Annotated in this window: 15 protein-coding genes and 1 pseudogene; 12 read left to right on the plus strand and 4 right to left on the minus strand. The window is 38.6% G+C overall.

The annotated features are described in order from the left end of the window. Positions 1 to 312: 312 nt before the first annotated feature. A pseudogene (locus MMU07_RS04870) lies at positions 313 to 444 on the plus strand (GIY-YIG nuclease family protein); the annotation flags it as partial. Positions 445 to 859: 415 nt separating this feature from the next. Here MMU07_RS04870 and araA read toward each other — a convergent pair. Both araA and MMU07_RS04880 read right to left on the minus strand, forming a co-directional pair. Beyond that, positions 860 to 2,362, minus strand: a complete 1,503-nt coding sequence (araA, locus tag MMU07_RS04875) for an L-arabinose isomerase (RefSeq protein ID WP_241124715.1) — start codon at positions 2,360 to 2,362, stop codon at positions 860 to 862. A gap of 192 nt (positions 2,363 to 2,554) precedes the next feature. Next, positions 2,555 to 3,265 (minus strand): NUDIX hydrolase, encoded by a 711-nt coding sequence (locus MMU07_RS04880; protein ID WP_241124716.1) that lies wholly within the window; start codon positions 3,263 to 3,265, stop codon positions 2,555 to 2,557. Positions 3,266 to 3,580: 315 nt separating this feature from the next. Here MMU07_RS04880 and MMU07_RS04885 point away from each other — a divergent pair, with 315 nt between their 5' ends. The 6 genes from MMU07_RS04885 (at position 3,581) to ffh (ending at position 9,713) form a co-directional block, all read left to right on the plus strand. Beyond that, positions 3,581 to 5,131, plus strand: coding sequence for an alpha-N-arabinofuranosidase (locus MMU07_RS04885; RefSeq protein WP_241124717.1), 1,551 nt, complete (start codon positions 3,581 to 3,583; stop codon positions 5,129 to 5,131). Positions 5,132 to 5,178: 47 nt separating this feature from the next. Further along, positions 5,179 to 6,861 carry a ribulokinase gene (locus MMU07_RS04890; RefSeq protein ID WP_241124718.1) on the plus strand — a complete coding sequence of 561 codons (1,683 nt, stop codon included), beginning with the start codon at positions 5,179 to 5,181 and terminating at the stop codon, positions 6,859 to 6,861. A 73-nt stretch (positions 6,862 to 6,934) separates the two neighbouring features. Next, entirely contained in the window at positions 6,935 to 7,186 is a 252-nt protein-coding gene (locus MMU07_RS04895; RefSeq protein WP_241124719.1) for a type II toxin-antitoxin system prevent-host-death family antitoxin, read from the plus strand. Then, the gene (locus MMU07_RS04900) at positions 7,183 to 7,455 is read left to right on the plus strand and encodes a Txe/YoeB family addiction module toxin (RefSeq protein ID WP_241124720.1); all 273 of its coding nucleotides are present in this window, start codon (positions 7,183 to 7,185) and stop codon (positions 7,453 to 7,455) included. Before MMU07_RS04895 ends, MMU07_RS04900 begins: the two co-directional genes overlap by 4 nt. 101 nt (positions 7,456 to 7,556) lie before the next feature. Continuing rightward, the gene (locus tag MMU07_RS04905) at positions 7,557 to 8,261 is read left to right on the plus strand and encodes an L-ribulose-5-phosphate 4-epimerase (protein WP_241124721.1); all 705 of its coding nucleotides are present in this window, start codon (positions 7,557 to 7,559) and stop codon (positions 8,259 to 8,261) included. Positions 8,262 to 8,375: 114 nt separating this feature from the next. Continuing rightward, a complete protein-coding gene (gene ffh, locus MMU07_RS04910; protein WP_241124722.1) occupies positions 8,376 to 9,713 on the plus strand; it encodes a signal recognition particle protein in 1,338 nt (445 codons plus the stop codon). Positions 9,714 to 9,781: 68 nt separating this feature from the next. Here the strand turns inward: ffh and MMU07_RS04915 are convergent, their stop codons facing one another. Continuing rightward, a complete protein-coding gene (locus tag MMU07_RS04915) occupies positions 9,782 to 10,408 on the minus strand; it encodes a porin family protein (protein ID WP_241124723.1) in 627 nt (208 codons plus the stop codon). A 343-nt stretch (positions 10,409 to 10,751) separates the two neighbouring features. Then, positions 10,752 to 11,039: a DprA-like winged helix domain-containing protein gene (locus tag MMU07_RS04920; protein ID WP_241124724.1), complete on the minus strand. Its 288-nt coding sequence runs from the start codon at positions 11,037 to 11,039 to the stop codon at positions 10,752 to 10,754. Between the two features lie 389 nt (positions 11,040 to 11,428). On the opposite strand from MMU07_RS04920, the gene MMU07_RS04925 reads away from it, so the two are divergent. From MMU07_RS04925 to iolD, 5 genes are all read left to right on the plus strand, one after another. Then, a complete protein-coding gene (locus tag MMU07_RS04925) occupies positions 11,429 to 12,457 on the plus strand; it encodes a LacI family DNA-binding transcriptional regulator (protein WP_241124725.1) in 1,029 nt (342 codons plus the stop codon). 421 nt (positions 12,458 to 12,878) lie between these two features. Then, positions 12,879 to 13,844, plus strand: a complete 966-nt coding sequence (locus MMU07_RS04930) for a class II fructose-bisphosphate aldolase (RefSeq protein WP_241124726.1) — start codon at positions 12,879 to 12,881, stop codon at positions 13,842 to 13,844. Positions 13,845 to 13,853: 9 nt separating this feature from the next. Next, on the plus strand, positions 13,854 to 14,735 hold the full coding sequence (gene iolB / locus MMU07_RS04935; protein WP_241124727.1) for a 5-deoxy-glucuronate isomerase: 882 nt from the start codon (positions 13,854 to 13,856) through the stop codon (positions 14,733 to 14,735). Next, positions 14,732 to 15,745, plus strand: a complete 1,014-nt coding sequence (gene iolC / locus MMU07_RS04940; RefSeq protein WP_241124728.1) for a 5-dehydro-2-deoxygluconokinase — start codon at positions 14,732 to 14,734, stop codon at positions 15,743 to 15,745. Before iolB ends, iolC begins: the two co-directional genes overlap by 4 nt. A gap of 79 nt (positions 15,746 to 15,824) precedes the next feature. Beyond that, positions 15,825 to 17,696 (plus strand): 3D-(3,5/4)-trihydroxycyclohexane-1,2-dione acylhydrolase (decyclizing), encoded by a 1,872-nt coding sequence (gene iolD / locus MMU07_RS04945; RefSeq protein ID WP_241124729.1) that lies wholly within the window; start codon positions 15,825 to 15,827, stop codon positions 17,694 to 17,696. The last annotated feature ends 39 nt before the right edge of the window (positions 17,697 to 17,735 follow it).

The raw sequence follows: 17,735 nt of genomic DNA on the forward strand, positions 1-17,735 counted from the left end.
AAATTAAAAAATAAATAGGATTATCCGCCTGCTTTTCAATTTCCAAATTCACTTAAAATCCCCTACCAAGCCCAACCAAAAAGGTCGTCCCACAAAAAATACCCGGAAGAAGTAGGATTTATCCAGATCGCAAAAGATAAGATTGAGATTTAAGACAAAGGTTTGAATAACTAGAATTTAGTAATCTTATTTCAAAAAATGATAAAATGAGTAACTTTAAGTTGATGGATTTCAAATTCCCACGAAATAAGAATGTATATGGTAGCTTACATGTATATTTTGATTTGCGGAAATGGGTAATACTATGTTGGGAGTACAAAAAACTTAGATTTGAGAATTGTACAACATCAACTAAGCCAAGGTTCTAATTTTACAAAAAAGAATCTTCCGGTAAGACTGGTTTATGTTGAAGAGTTTGACAGAATTGACCTTGCTTTCAATTGAGAAAAACAAATACAAAAGTGGAGTCATGATAAAAAGGAAGCACTTATAAATGGGGATATTAAAAGGTTGAAACTACTTTCAAATAATTGATTTTTAAATATTTGGTAGAAAGAGGGGGGTAAAACTATAATGGCACCTCGGCAAGCTCGGTGTCCGAGATGATTTTTACTGAGGAGGGGGAGGGGAAATGCGGTGAAGCCGCATTTCCCCTCCCCCTCCAATGTCGAATCAGCGGTGGCCGATCTTGCCGAGGCCCATTTTTATATTTATATCAAAGCCAAAAAAATGTATGACTCTTTAAATAAATGATTTGCTGTTTTTTTTAGAAAGGGCTATCCAATTGAAGCATGAATGTCTGCTCAAATTAATTCAAACCACGATCTATGGACTATGGTCTGTCAACTATCAACTCCTCCTATTTATCAAAAACCTTATAATACACCTCACTCCATTTCAATTCATTCTGAAGATTTCTGATGGTGGTTTGAGCATCAATATTGACTGATTCAATCCCTGCAATGTTGGCAAAGTCATTTAGAATCGTCGTAGATAGATTTTGGCTGAAGCAGGTATGGTGTGAACCTCCGGCCAAAATCCAAGCTCCGCATCCGGTTTTCATATCAGGCAAGGGCTTCCACATAACCCGGGCGACCGGTAATTTGGGCAAATCATGAGGAGCATTCACAGCCTCAACTTCATTTACTATCATCCTGAATCTATTTCCCATATCCACGAGGGAGGCATTGAGTCCCTTACCGGATTTTACATTGAAGACAAGCCTGACAGGATCTTCTTTTCCTCCTATTCCCAATGGGTGAACTTCGCAAGAAGGTTTTCCTGAAGCGAGGCATTCATCCACTTCGAGCATGTGTGAACCTAATACTAGGGTGTTTGTTGGATCAAAATGATAGGTGTAATCCTCCATAAAGGCATTCCCGCCTTCCAATCCTGTACCCATTACCTTCATAGCCCTGACTAGGGCGGCTGTTTTCCAATCTCCCTCACCTGCATAGCCAAAACCCTTGTTCATGAGTCTTTGGACTGCGATTCCAGGAAGTTGGCGCATGCCATGCAGGTCTTCAAATGTGTTGGAAAATGCTTTGAATCCGCCTTCTGTTAAAAATCGCTCCAATCCGATTTCTATCCTTGCAGCTTCGACCAAAGACTCTCTCTTTGTACCACCGTTTTTTAGGTTTTCAGCCAAAGCATACGAACTCTCATATTCTTGGATCAGGCTGTTGATTTCTGACTCGGTCACAGCATTGATTTTTTGGACCAAATCTCCAACAGGAAAGGTGTTGACAGCAAATCCAAATCGGATTTCAGCCTCGACTTTATCACCTTCAGTGACTGCCACATTGCGCATGTTGTCTCCAAACCTTGCGATTTTCATACCCTGCCAATCATGCCAACCGCTAGCTGCCCGGCACCAACCATCGATTTCCAGATGGACTTCCTTGTCTTGCCAAAAGCCCACCACGACTTTTCTATTGATCCGCATTCGGCTTGTCAAAAAACCAAATTCCCGGTCTCCATGGGCACTTTGGTTGAGGTTCATGAAATCCATATCGATGGAATTCCAAGGAATATCCCGATTGAATTGGGTATGTAAGTGGAGTAGGGGTTTATTCAGGATTTTAAGTCCATTGATCCACATTTTGGCAGGAGAAAATGTGTGCATCCAGGTAATGATTCCGATACAATTCTCCACTTGGTTTGCTTCCTGACAGATTTGAAATATTTCCTCAGTGGTTTTTACTATTGGTTTAAAAAGGATTTTGACCGAAATGTCATTGGTTTCGTCTAGCTCTTCAGCAATGATTTTCGCATGTTCGGCTACTTTTGCCAAAGTTTCCTCCCCATAAAGGTGTTGGCTACCTGTGACAAACCAAACTTCATTACTCGAAATGTTTTTCATGTTATTTCAATTTTTAGCTCAATTATTTTGATCTTTTTGGCCTTAAAAACATTAATCCATCAAATTAAAGAATCGAATTATTGAAACTCTTGACTTTTGATTGCAATGGAACAAAGAGATTAGGGGGAGTATTTATTTAAGTGTTATAATTACACATAAAAAAACATATTTAAAAAAATAGATGACAAATATTTAATCCTTTGTGTCAGTTATGTCGGTGAGAGGAATAAAGTTTTGGATCGTCAATATAGTTTGCTTGTATTGTTCTTGATCTAAGGAATAGTAAAAAGCACCTTTCTTCGAACTCAATTTTTCCTTCTCTTTTTCTTTTTTCAAAAGTTTGGTAGAAAGAACTTTTCTGGTAAAGTTTCTCTTGTCAAACTTTGTATTGTAAAGCCCCTCATACATGGTTTGAAGCTGTGGAAGAGTAAATTTTTCAGGAAGTAATTCGAACAATATGGGGTGGAAAGCGGCCTTATAGCGCAATTTGTTCAGAGCTGTATCTACCATTTCTTGATGGTCAAAAATGAGTTTAGGGAGCTCCTTCATTGGAAACCACCTTGCATGAAAATCATCATTGATTTGTTGTTGGTATTTTTTAATATCAATCAAAGCCACGTAAGCCATCGCAATTACCCTTTCCATTGGATCTCGATCAGGTTTGCTGAATGCCTGCATTTCTTCCAAATAAATGTCCTGAAGTCCTGTGAGTTGTTTCAGAATCCGGGCTGCAGCATCTCCCATGGATTCCTCAGGCAGTAAAAAGCCCCCCATCAAAGACCATTTTTCTTTTTCAGGAGCAAATCCCCTTTGGATCAAAAGCAATTTGTATTCAGTCCCATCAAATCCGAAAACAATACAATCAACAGCAACTAGGAATCTGGTTTGGTTTGTGTATTTCATTAACTTTTTTAATCTGTTCTTCATTAAGATGGCAAAAGATATATAAAATCTTAGATTAAATTCAAATGGGTTAGGGTTTGGCAATGTTTTATTTGGCCCAAATCAAAAGGATTTATTTTATGGCGCTTGTTTTATTATTAGTGTAAAAAATACAATTAATTTTGCCGATTAAGGTTTAATTTCTAATATTTAGATGGTGTATGGCTTTGATGTTGGTTCCCATATCTTTTCTTTTATCCCAAAAGATTCCTTTAGGAAATACCTCTCAAAACCTGCTTCTTTAATGGCTTCTGAAGAACATAATATAATAAACATATGAAAACAAATACCTTGAAAGGATTAATCATGACGGGATTTATTCTGATTTCGTTCCTTTCCAATGCCCAGACAAGCCGACTGATCGTGAATGCCGATCAGGGAAGTGTCATTATCAACAAACACATTTATGGTCATTTTGCGGAGCACCTTGGAAGAAATATCTATGGTGGAATCTGGGTAGGGCCGGATTCCAAAATCCCCAATGAAGAAGGTTACCGATTGGATGTCATGAAAGCGATCCAAAAGCTCGAGATTCCAAATCTCCGTTGGCCGGGAGGCTGCTTTGCGGATGAATACCATTGGACAGACGGTATCGGCAATCCTAAAGACCGTCCCACGATGATCAATACCCACTGGGGTGGCGTGGTAGAAGATAACTCCTTTGGAACACATGAATTCATGAATTTTGCCAAGAAAATCGGAGCTGAACCCTACATCACAGGTAATGTAGGAAGCGGTTCGGTCGATGAAATGTCCAAATGGATTGAGTATATCAATTTTGACGGGGTCAGCCCAATGTCAAACCTGAGAAAGAAAAATGGCCAAGACGAACCTTGGAACATCAAATATTGGGGCGTTGGGAATGAAAACTGGGGCTGCGGCGGCAATATGACAGCCGAATATTATGCCAATGAATATAGAAGATATGCAACCTATGCTAGGGATTATGGGGCAAATAAACTGTACAAAATAGCAGGTGGTGCCAACAGTAATGATTACAACTGGACTGAAGTATTGATGAAAAACATTCCCCTCAACATGATGGATGGGCTTTCGGTACATTATTATACCATGACTGGTTCTTGGACTGACAAGAAATCGGCTACTGTCTTTGACAAAGAAACTTACTTGGAGACTTTGAGAAAAGCTGCAGGAATTGAGGAATTGATAGAGCGCCATGGTGCTATTATGGACCAATATGATCCTGAAAAAAGAATAGGAATGATCGTTGATGAATGGGGAACTTGGTATCAGGTCGAACCTGGGACCAATCCTGGTTTCCTTTACCAACAAAATACCATGCGAGATGCACACGTGGCGGCTATTTCACTGAATATTTTCAACAAACATGCTGACCGTGTCCATATGGCTAATTTGGCACAAACCGTCAACGTGCTGCAGGCCATCATCCTTACCAATGACACAGACATGATCCTTACCCCGACATACCATGTTTTTGATCTGTATAAGCCCCATAAAGATGCCACTTTGCTTACCCACCATCTTGTAACGGAAGTTGTGTCTTATGGCAAAGAAAAACTGGAAGCTTTGAATGTTTCTACTTCCAAATCCCCTGACGGAACAGTAAATATCAGCATTGCAAATATTCATCCTGACAAGAAAATTGACCTTGATGTGGTGTTGAGAGGGATTTCAGCCAAGACCGTCACAGCGGAATATGTGACGGCTCCGTCCATCGATTCTTACAATACTTTTGAAAAAAAGGAAGTAGTCAAAAAAGCAGCTTTCAAAGATTTCAAATTGGATAAAGACAACCTGAAAATTGCTGTTCCCGCCAATTCAGTCTTGATGGTAAGGGTTAAATAATATTTTTTAAGTACTAATTTGGTTCGAAAAAAACTGATATTCATAGTATGGAGGATAAATATGTAATCGGCTTGGATTATGGGACTGATTCTGTCAGGGCGTTTTTGGTGAATACCAAAAACGGTGACTGCATGGCAAGCCACGTTGTTTTATACCCAAGGTGGAAAGCAGGAAAGTACTGTAATCCTGTGGAAAACCAATTCAGGCAACATCCATTGGATCATTTGGAAGGTTTGGAAGAAAGCGTCAAAGGAGTTTTAGAGAAATCCAAAATCCCTGCTTCACAAGTCAAAGCCATCTGTGTGGATACCACAGGTTCTTCCCCTTTGCCTGTGGATGAAAAAGGCCAATCCCTGGCCATGAATCCTGCATTTGCCGAGAATCCAAATGCGATGATGGTTCTTTGGAAAGACCATACTGCCATCAATGAAGCCGATGAAATCAACCATATCGCCCGAACATGGGGCGGGGAGGATTACACCAAATACGAAGGCGGAATTTACTCTTCAGAGTGGTTTTGGTCTAAAATATTACACGTCGTTAGAGAGGATCAAAAGGTGGCTGAGGCAGCATTCTCTTGGATGGAGCATTGTGATTATATCACTGCACAATTGATTGGAAATGAAGATCCTTTGACACTAAAGCGAAGCAGGTGTGCGGCAGGACATAAAGCCCTTTGGCATGAAAGCTGGGGAGGTTTGCCGCCTAAAGAGTTTTTAGGATTGTTTCATCCTTATTTAGCGTCATTAAGGGATCGTCTATATTCCGAAACCTTTACTTCAGACAATCAGGCAGGAAATCTAAGTAGCGATTGGGCCAATAGGTTGGGTTTATCTCCAAATACAGTCGTAGCTGTGGGAACATTTGATGCGCATGCAGGAGCAGTCGGCGGTGAGATATCAGAAAATACCCTGATCAAAGTAATGGGAACCTCCACTTGTGACATCATGATTACTTCCAAAGAGAATCTTGGAAACAACCTGATACAGGGAATCTGTGGGCAAGTAGATGGATCGGTTATCCCCGGAATGATCGGTTTGGAAGCGGGGCAATCCGGTTTTGGGGATGTTTTGGCTTGGTTTAGGGATTTGATAACCAAACCAAGTATCGATTTGATCCAAAAAAGTGCCCATTTGGATGAAACCCAAAAAGCAAAACTGATGGAAGAAGTCCAAGAAAATCTGATAACCCAACTTTCTGAAGAGGCACTTAAAATTCCCGTGAATGAATCTAAAATAGTTGCACTTGATTGGATCAACGGAAGGAGAACTCCTGACGCCAATCAAGCTCTGAAAGGAGCGGTTATGGGTTTGAATATGGGTTCGGATGCAGCGAGGGTTTTCAAATCATTGGTGGAAGCCATCAGCTTTGGTTCCAAAAAGATTGTCGACAGGTTTGAGGAAGAAGGGGTAAAAATCGAGACAGTAATCGGAATGGGTGGTGTGGCCAAGAAGTCCAAACTTGTCATGCAGACATTGGCAGATGTGCTTAATATGCCCATAAAAGTAGCCACTTCAGACCAGGCACCGGCTTTGGGTGCAGCCATTTATGCGGCAGTTGCAGCAGGAATCCATCCCGATACACAAGCAGCAATCAAGGCCATGAGCAATGGTTTTGATGAAGTTTATCATCCCATTACAGAAAATGTAAAACACTATAATAAATTATATAAGGAGTATGGTAGGTTTGGGGAGTTTGTTGAGCGCAAATTAGGACAATCAAATAATTGATATGGTTTTCTATAAACTTGAACTTATATCTGTATATTTATGTACCATATTGGTACATAAAGTTTATTAGGATATGTTAGTAGTCAGCTCAAGAGAATTCAGGGAAAATCAAAAAAAGTACATGGATCTTGCCGATAACAATGAGCAAGTGATTGTTCAGAGGGGCAAGGAAAAGGCATACGTATTGGTTCCAATTTCAGAAAAAGACAGATTCTTTTTAGACCCTGAGGTTTTGGAAGATATCAAGGTTGGAATTTCACAATATAATACTGGAAATACCATCAAAGTGGACAAATCAGATTTTGATAAGTTATTGGGTTTGTGAGTTACATTATTGAATTTACTCCAAAAGCCCTAGAGGGAATCGAAAAGCTCAAAAAATCAGGAAATAAGCCGCTTTTATTAAAGCTCAAAAAACTTCTTGTGGAGCTTACAGAACATCCTTATTCAGGTGAGGGACAGCCCGAATTGTTGAAACATTCATTAGCGGGATTTTGGTCCCGACGAATAAATAGGGAGCACAGAATAGTATATGCTGTAAATGAAAAGAGCATTACAGTTACAGTGATTTCAACTGTAGGCCATTACAAATAAACTTTTGAAGGTTTTACAGGGATTTCATTTTTCAGAGAAGAAAAATTGATATCGTTGATTCCTATAAATTTAATTATTGTTCAAATCCATTTATAAATTTCATGTCTATTTACAAAAGCCTCAAACAAGAATGCTATACAGCCAATATGCTGCTTCCAAAGTTGGATTTGGTGGTCTATACTTTTGGGAATGTCAGTGCTGTGGACAGGGAAAAGGGTGTTTTCGCCATCAAACCAAGCGGAGTTCCCTATGAAGAACTGACAGTGGAGGATATTGTGATTGTGGACTTTGAAAATAACGTCATTGAAGGAAAGATGCGGCCTTCCTCTGATACCAAGACACATGCATTTCTTTACAAACATTGGGAAAATATTGGAGGAATCTGTCACACCCATTCGACGTATGCAGTTGCTTGGGCACAGGCGCAGATGGATATCCCGATTTTTGGGACGACTCATGCAGATCATCTCACGGTGGATATTCCCTGTGCACCTCCGATGTCAGACAACTTGATTCAAGGAGATTATGAACACAATACAGGCCAACAGATTTTGGATTGCTTTGCTTCCAAGGGGTTAAGTCCTGATGAAGTCGAAATGGTGCTGATTGGAAATCACGGTCCTTTTGCTTGGGGTAAAAATGCCGCTAAAGCCGTTTACAACAGCAAAGTAATGGAAGAAATTGCAAGAATGGCCTACCTTACTTTACAGATCAATCCCAATGCACCAAGATTAAAAGATGCCCTGATCAAAAAGCATTTTGAGCGGAAGCATGGAAAAGACGCTTATTATGGGCAGGGATGTTAATCTAAAAACCAATAACAAAAAACCATTTTTTTCAACTCCATTTCCTCTAATCCCATAATCCATTCTCCCATTCACAAATAAATTCCTATTTTTGCCTCAAATAGAAAATTAAGCATGTTTGATAATCTTAGTTCCAAGTTAGATAGAGCCTTTAAGACCCTTAAGGGAACAGGTAAAATAACCGAAATCAACGTCGCTACTACCGTTAAGGAAATCCGTAGGGCTTTGATTGATGCCGATGTCAATTATAAAGTAGCCAAAGAAGTAACCGATACCATCAAAGAACAGGCTTTGGGCCGAGATGTGTTGATAGCAGTTTCGCCTGGTCAGTTGTTGGTCAAGATTACCCAAGAGGAATTGACCAAATTGATGGGGGGGTCAAAAGTGGATATAAGTATCAAAGGTGATCCTGCTGTCATCTTGATCTCAGGTCTCCAAGGTTCGGGAAAGACCACTTTTTCCGGAAAATTTGCCAGCATGCTCAAAAAACAGGGCAGACAAGTATTGCTGGTTGCCTGTGATATATACAGACCTGCTGCAATAGATCAGCTCAAGGTATTGGGAGAACAGATAGGGGTAGAAGTATATGCAGAGCCTGAAAATAAAAATGCCCTTGAAATTGCCAATCGTGCCATTGAATATGCCAAAAAGAATGGTAAGAAAATAGTCATTGTAGATACAGCGGGTAGATTGGCTGTGGATGAGGTGATGATGAAAGAAATCGAGGCTTTGAAAAAAGCACTGAACCCTTCCGAGACATTGTTTGTGGTCGATTCCATGACAGGTCAGGATGCGGTTAATACTGCCAAAACTTTTGACGAGAGGTTGAATTTCGATGGGGTGGTTTTGACCAAATTGGACGGTGATACCAGGGGTGGTGCTGCGATTTCCATTCGACACGTGGTCAACAAACCTATCAAATTTATATCTACCGGTGAGAAAATGGAGAACATCGATGTTTTCCACCCTGACCGTATGGCCCAAAGGATTTTGGGTATGGGAGACGTAATTTCCTTGGTAGAGCGTGCGCAGCAGTCTTTTGACGAAGATGAAGCAAAGCGAATCAATGCCAAAATCAGAAAGAACCAATTCAATTTCGATGATTTCCTTTCCCAGTTGGAACAGATCAAAAAGATGGGAAACATCAAGGACTTAATGGGTATGATTCCTGGAATGGGCAAGGCCATGAAAGGAATGGATATCGATGATGATTCCTTTAAGCCTATTGAAGCGATTATCAGAAGTATGACGCCAAAGGAAAGAGAAGATCCTGATATTATTGATGGGAATAGAAGAAAAAGAATTGCAAACGGAAGTGGCCGAAGCATCACTGAGGTAAATAACCTTATGAAGCAATTTGCTGATATGAGAAAAATGATGAAGCAAATGAATAAAATGGGGGGTGCCCAAAAAGCCCTTGGTGGTTTGATGCCTAAAATGGGCAGGAGGTAACAAAAATAAAAACTCCAAATCGCATCAGGTGATTTGGAGTTTTTTTTTAAGAGTTATATAAATTTTGATTACCGTAAAACGTATCCTAGTCTCAAAGCAAGGTGGTTAACGTTTCCTCGGTCAATGTTATCTGATGGTTGATTACTCAGTCCTTGACTAAAGTTTAATCCCAAATGAATTGCCCCAAAAGAATATCCAATCATGGCATTAACAGCGATCGTAAATGGAGCTTCCTCGTTTAACCCACTTCCAAATTTATAATCAGTTGTTGTAGTATTGCCATTGAAAGCAACAGTTCTTTTCCCGGAAAGGCCTAAATTGAATGAGGGTCCCACACCGGCAAAGAATCCTTTGTCTTTTCCTCCCGTAAATACAAATTGAACGGGGATTTCCAGGTAGTTAACACTCATTTTAGTTTTTTCAATATTACCGGAATTTAAATTTTCGAGCTCATCTGACCACTTTTTATTCAGATAGTTGATTGCAGGTTGGATTATAAATTGATCACCCAAGGGAACGTTATACAAAGCACCGAAAGTAAATCCCAATGCGCCACCTAATTTGTCGAGACCATCTGCTGTTGGAAAAGCCTCTCCAAAAATACCCACTGGACCTGCCTGAAAACCCAATTGTGCAAAGGATTTGTATGATTGAAATGAAATTAACAAAATAACAATTGTCAGCGTCTTCTTCATGTTTTCAAAAATTTGGTTTAGACAAATTTCCAGAAAAGATGTAAGCCCCCAAATACCCCAAAAGCGGTATTTTACTTAAATGTATATCCGCAATTCTGCCACTAGCAAAATTTTGTTTCAATTCACCTCGACTGGCTCAGTGTCCGTAAGTTTTATTTCTAGAGGAGGTGGAGGGAAATGCGGCAAAGACGCATTTCCCTCCACCTCCTAACAATAGCACCGGATCCGGTGGCCGAGCGAAGTCGAGGCCGTTTTACCAAAAAGAAATAGAGGCAAGAATGCGGATAATTTGATTCACTTAAATTGGAATTTATGTTTACTAATGAGCATTAAGAAATTTCTTTTAAAAAATTTTATACCTCTTCCCCGGCATAGACTTTATAAGTCCTTCAAATTCAAGGTTTAAAAGATTGTAAGCTAAACTGGAAATAGAAACGTTTAAGAATATGGCAATCTGATCAATTTCCAATTCTTTTTTCTCCATCAATATATTTAAAATACTCCTTTCCTCCTCGTTGTATTTTGTAAGGTCTAGGACTTTGTTCTTGGTATTTGTTGAGGTCAGATTTTCTTTTGACCAAGACAATGCCTCCTCCAAATCCTTGGGTCCTGTATAAATTGTAGCTTTCATTTTTGTTCTTTCTTTTTTTCTTATTGTCTTAAATTCAAGAAATAAGTGCAGCTTACTTTCTGCTTAAATGTAATTGTCCTGTAAGTATTCTCAAGGTAAAACACCCATCCCCTCATATCTACATCAGAGATTAGATTTTTTTGATTAGAATTCTGTTTAGGTTTACCAGGCTTCTAAGTTGTAAATATTCAGCAGATTTAATTTACTTCTTTAAAAAAGGTAACCTAATAGGGAGACAAAGTCACGAATTTCCCATAAAATGATGTTCATTAATGATAAATTTCTTATCAAATTAGGTTAAAATTGAACCATACTTTGATTTTTAGCTATCCAATTTTTAAAAATCGATGTTTTGTTATATCATTGGATGTTTACCTCAAATCTTAAAAATGAGAAAACCTCAAACAACTATAATTGATTTAGCAAAAATTTTAAAAGTTTCTCCTTCAACTATTTCTAGGGCATTAAATGACAGCCCTTTGATAAGTTCTGAAAAGAAAAAACAAATTCTGGAACTAGCCAGAAGTATGAATTATTTACCCAATCAACTTGCATTGAGTTTGTTTAATAAGCGGACTAAGATCCTTGGTGTGATTGTTCCCGAGATTACCAGTTATTATTTTTCTACAGCTATTAATGGTATTCAGGATATGGTCGCAGATTATGGATATAAGTTGATGATTAGCCAATCGAATGAATCTTATTCGGAAGAGGTTAGGCTACTTGAAGCGATGAATTTGGTAAGAGTTGATGGTTTTTTAATTTCTCCATCATCTAATACGACAGAATTTGACCATTTCAAAAAAGTAAAAGATTATGGAGTTCCAATGGTTATTTTTGATAGAGATTGTCAAGGGTTTGATGTTGATAAAGTTGTCGTGGACGATTATGCGGGAGCTTTTCAGGCAGTGGATTATCTTATAAAAACGGGTTGTAAAAGAATTGCCCATATTTCTGGACCTGAAAATCTTTCTACTGCCCGACATAGAAAAGAAGGATATATTGATGCGTTAAAAATTAATAAAATCAAAATATTAGAAGAATTAATCGTATTTGGTGAAAATTCAAGTTCTGAAACCGGCGTAGCCTGTATGATTAAATTATTGGCAAGTAAACAAATTCCCGATGCAGTTTTTACCTATAATGACGCTGTAGCTATTGGCGCAATGCAGGTAATCAGAGAAAAAGGTTTACATATTCCGGGAGATATTTCATTGGTAGGCTTTGATGACGAACCTTATAGCGCATATTTTAATCCGGCCCTGACTTCTGTTTGGCAGCCCGTATATGATCTTGGGATGTTATCCGCAAAAATATTACTTAACCATTTAGAGTCAGATAAAGTAACTAATGGTTTTAGATTTGAGACATTAAAGCCTGAATTAGTCGTTAGAGAGACTTCAAAATCAATTTTTTAAAAATGTAAATTAAAAGATAAGTTTGATTTTTACCATTTTTATTGTTCAAATGAAGGAAAAAAATATACTTTTCTGATTTTTTTTGTTGCAGTTTTTTTACCTAAATACGCAAACGTTTGCATGTGGATAAATACCCAAACGCTTTTTTTATTAATCAATTTGTCGTTAAGTTGAATGATATTATTTGATTAATCTCAAACATGCCGGTTTGTATAAATTGGATTTATAAAGAGACAGCCAAAAAGGTTTTAACCAGAATGTCATCCTAGGGGCTCGAACCAAACCTTTCATGACAGTTCGGACTATCCCTTTTGTTTCAAGTAATAAGTTGTAAGTGATTCTTTGCGTTACTTGTTGCATGGTGGACTTATCTGAATTTAAATCCATCTCGAGACATACATTTCAAAAAATATTTTCCAAAATGAAGTTATCAACGAAGGTTTTATTCCAAGAATGTTATGGAAAGTATGCTTTACCGGCCGTTAACGTATTTACTTTAGAACAAGTGATGGCTGTTTTTCATGCAGCCGATAAAGAGGATTCACCTGTAATTATTCAAACCACTCCTGTTGCGAGGGATTATTCCCATCCCAAAGTTTTGTTGGAAATGATTGAGTCAGCAGGAAAAATTTACCCAAATGTAGTTTATGCAATTCATTTAGATCATGGCATAGAATCCCATATTTATGATGCATTGGAATCTGGAAAATATACCTCTGTGATGATTGATGCATCCCATGATGACTTCGAAACAAATATAAATAGGACTCATAAGGTCGTTTTAGCCGCACATCAAAAGGGAATACCGGTTGAGGCTGAATTGGGAGTCCTTTCGGGTGTAGAGGATGATGAAAAAGTAGAAGGCGATAAGGCAAGGTTTACCAATCCAAAGGAAGTGGTTGAATTTGTAAACAGCACAGGGTGTGATAGTTTGGCTATTGCTGTAGGCACAAGTCACGGGGCCTACAAATTTACTGGGGATCAGGGAATCAATTTTGAGATTCTCGCAGAGATTCAAAAAAGGCTTCCTGGATTTCCTTTGGTACTTCATGGCGGCTCCTCGGTAAATCCTTTGGAGATAAATACAATCAACAAATTTGGAGGAGAATTGGAGACAGGGTGTAGAGGAGTTTCTGATTCCGAATTACAACGTGCTATAGCTTATGGAGTTTGCAAAGTTAATATAGCCACCGATTTGAGGGTATTGTGGACTAGAATTCATAGGTCATTTTTTCATTTACAACCAAAAGAATTCGATCCTTTGATCCCCGGTAGGGAATATCAAAAGCAGGCTTCTGAAATGTTGTCTGAGAAATTTGAATTGCTCGGGGCAAGTCAGAAAGGAAAACAAATTAGGGAATTGATATATACTTCAGAGTACAATTAAGGTAACATCATGAAAATAGATCCAAAATGTAGATTGCTATCGAAACCTCTTGAAAATGAGATTATTTACCAAAACATAAGCAAATCAGACGGAGGTTGGGAATTTCTAAACTTTCAGGCTAGAAAAATGAAGAATGGAGATAAGTGGTCAGGATATACAGCTGAAAATGAATATGCAATCATACTACTTTCAGGAAATTTCACTGTCACTTCGGACAAAGGAAACTGGTCAACAATAAATGGAAGAAAAAGTGTTTTTGAAGGGATTGCACATACCCTATACCTTCCTCGAAATACAAATTTTGAATTAGAAGCTGATTCAGATTTACTGGATATAGCTTATGGTTGGTGTGAAACAGACAAGGATTTTCAAGCATTCATTAAAACTCCCGACCAAGTAGAAATTGAAATAAGAGGAGGCGATAATGCGACAAGGCAAATAAACGATCTATTAGGACCAGGTTCAAAATGTCACAGGCTGGTTGTAGTGGAAGTTTATACTCCATCAGGCAACTGGAGTTCATTTCCTGCCCATAAGCATGATGAAAGAAAAGTTGATACAGAGGGAAATCTTCTAGAGGCAAGACTGGAGGAAATTTACTTTTATAAATTCAACAAACCGCAAGGTTACGCTATTCAACAGGTTTATACTTCGGACCGAACCCTAGACGAAATAGCCAGAGCAAGAAATAACGATGCTGTCCTTGTGCCCAAAGGATTTCACCCTGTTGCGGCTGCCCATGGTTATGATGCTTATTATCTAAACTTTTTGACAGGAAGTGACCAGTCTTTAGCCAATACTCCTGATCCTGACCACGAATGGATATTTAATTCGTGGAAAGGAAAGGATGAAAGAATTCCAATGGTAACTGCTAAAATGAATTTGAAATGAAAAATCCCATATATGATGTTTTAGCTATAGGTAGGTCTTCAATAGATCTATATAGTCAACAAGTAGGTGCAGAGTTTATTGATATAAAAGGCTTTGATGCATTTGTAGGTGGTTCTCCATTGAATATTGCTACAGGTTGTAGCAGACTTGGTCTCAAAAGTGCCCTGTTTACAGGGGTTGGTGAAGATAAAGTAGGTGATTTTATTTTGAATTTCCTGAAAAATGAAAATGTCGAAACTTGTTTTATTCCGAGGATTCCAGGTTCAAGAAGCAGTGCTGTAATCCTTGGTATTCAGCCTCCGGATAAATTTCCCTTGGTGTATTATAGGGACAATTGTGCTGACAGCCAAATTACAATAGATCATGCCAACATGATTCCTTTTGAGGAATTTAGAATAGTACAGGTATCAGGAACGGCCCTAAATAAAGATCCAAGTAGGTCGACGACTATTTTTTGCATTGAAAAATCCCATGCGCTGGATATTCCGGTGGTCTTGGACATAGATTTCCGAGCAGATCAGTGGCATGATTTCAGGGCTTTTGGGGTGATCTTGAGATCGATAATCCCAAAAATTAAAATTGCCATAGCGACTGAAGAAGAAATATTAGCAGTTATGATTAAAGATCCTAGCCAGGTTAAAATAGAGTATCAGCAGATCTCTGCTCCGATTATTTTAGGAGATATTGATACTGCAATTTCCGAAATTATGGCCCTTGGATTGGAAATTTTGTTGGTAAAAAGAGGGTCTAAAGGAGTAAGTATTTATGAAAAAAATGGAAATGTAACTGATGTCCCAGGTTTTCCTGTAGTTCCATTAAATGTCTTAGGTGCAGGTGATGCCTTTGCATCGGGATTTATCTATGGGTTTTTGAAAAAGTGGTCTCTTTACAATTCATGCAGAATGGGAAATGCGAGTGGTGCCCAGGTGGTATTGCAGTCCGGTTGCGCAAACTTTATGCCCACCTTGTCTGAATCAGATCAATTTATTTCCTCTTTTGGCGGGTTTTAATCACACCCAAAATAAAAGAGAATCTTTAAGGTGTCTTTTCAAAAAATTTTTGATCAAGAAGAATAAAATAATCAAAAAAATGAATCGAGTCAAACTTTCAGTATCCCAGGCAATAATCAAATTTCTTTCTAATCAATATGTGGAAAGAGACAAAATTGAACATCAGTTTTTTGCAGGCTGTTTTGGGATATTCGGTCATGGAAATGTCGGAGGAATTGGTCAGGCACTTCACCAATATCCTGAATTTAGATTTTTTCAGGCAAGAAATGAACAGGCTATGGTGCATTCGGCTGTGGCGTATACAAAAATGAAAAACAGATTGTCAACTATGGTCTGTACCTCTTCCATAGGTCCGGGAGCAACCAACATGATAACGGGCGCAGCTCTGGCGACAATAAATAGGCTTCCTGTTCTTCTATTGCCCGGCGATATTTTTGCAACGAGGAAAGTCGACCCTGTCCTCCAGCAATTAGAATCCACAAGTACCCAAGATATTTCTGTAAATGACTGTTTCAAACCGGTATCAAAATATTGGGACAGGATTAATAGACCTGAACAGTTGACAAGTTCCTTGATGGCTGCCATGAGAGTACTTACTTCACCTTCCGAAACAGGCACAGTGACATTATGCCTTCCCCAAGATGTTCAGGCAGAGGCGTTTGATTTTTCCAAAGATCTTTTTGAAAAAAGGATTTGGTACATTCCAAGGCCTGTTCCGGAACAGGAATTACTGTTGAGGGCAGCTTCGTCAATCCGAAAATCTAAGAAACCCCTCATAATTGCAGGAGGTGGAGTCCTTTACAGCGAGGCTTCAAAAGTTTTGGAAGAATTTGTCTCTCAAACAGGAATTCCTATTTGTGAAACTTTTGCTGGTAAGGGTTCTTTGCCTTATGACCATCCCTTGAATTTAGGAGCAGCTGGAGCTACTGGTACTGATGGTGCTAATATCATAAGTAGTGAAAGTGATTTGATAATTGGAATTGGTACCCGATATAGTGATTTTACAACAGCGTCAAAAACAGCTTTTCAGAATGAACAAGTGAGGTTTTTGAATATCAATGTATCCGAGTTTGATGCTTTTAAAAATGGAGCATTATCACTTATTGGAGACGCAAAAAGCACATTATTGGCCTTAAAGGCGATTTTGGGTGATTATACCACCGATCCTGAATTCCAAACTAGGATCAAATCATTAAATGAGTCTTGGGATAAAAAAGTCCAAGCTGCTTATTTCTATAAAGAAGATGAAGACAAATTACCTTGTCAATCAGAAATAATTGGTGCTGTCAATAATTTTTCAGGTCCAAAAGATGTGGTCTTATGTGCTGCAGGCAGTCTTCCCGGTGACCTACATAAGCTTTGGAGAACTAGAGATCCTAAAGGATTTCACCTTGAATACGGATATTCCTGTATGGGGTATGAGATTGCAGGTGGGTTAGGGGCAAAGATGGCTTCTCCCGATAGGGAAATTTATGTTATGATAGGAGATGGAAGTTATCTTATGATGTCAACGGAAATAGTTACATCAATCCAAGAAGGTTACAAGCTCACAATCATACTTATCAACAACAATGGTTTTGCTTCAATTGGAGGATTGTCCAAATCACTTGGTACAGAAGGATTTGGAACATCTTATCAATATCGAAATCAAATTACTGGGCAACTCGACGGTGGATTTCTTCCTGTTGACCTTGCAGAAAATGCAAAAAGTCTGGGGGCAAAAGTTATCATAGCAAAAGGAATGAATGATTTCCAAAATGCTTTAAAAGAATCTAAAGAATACCCAATGACAACCGTAATTTATACAGAAACGCAGCCCGAAACAAAACTTGAGAGATATGGGGATTCTTGGTGGGAGGTACCTGTCTCAGAGGTATCCCAAAAATCTGCCGTCCAAGAAGCTTTCAAAAAAATGGAAAAACAACAAAAAAAGCAAAGACAGTTTATTTAAGCTTTAAATTCTTTTCAATCATTTTTCCCTGAACCGAAT

The organism is Cognataquiflexum nitidum, from assembly GCF_022538055.1.
Taxonomy (GTDB): Bacteria; Bacteroidota; Bacteroidia; order Cytophagales; family Cyclobacteriaceae; genus Cognataquiflexum; species Cognataquiflexum nitidum.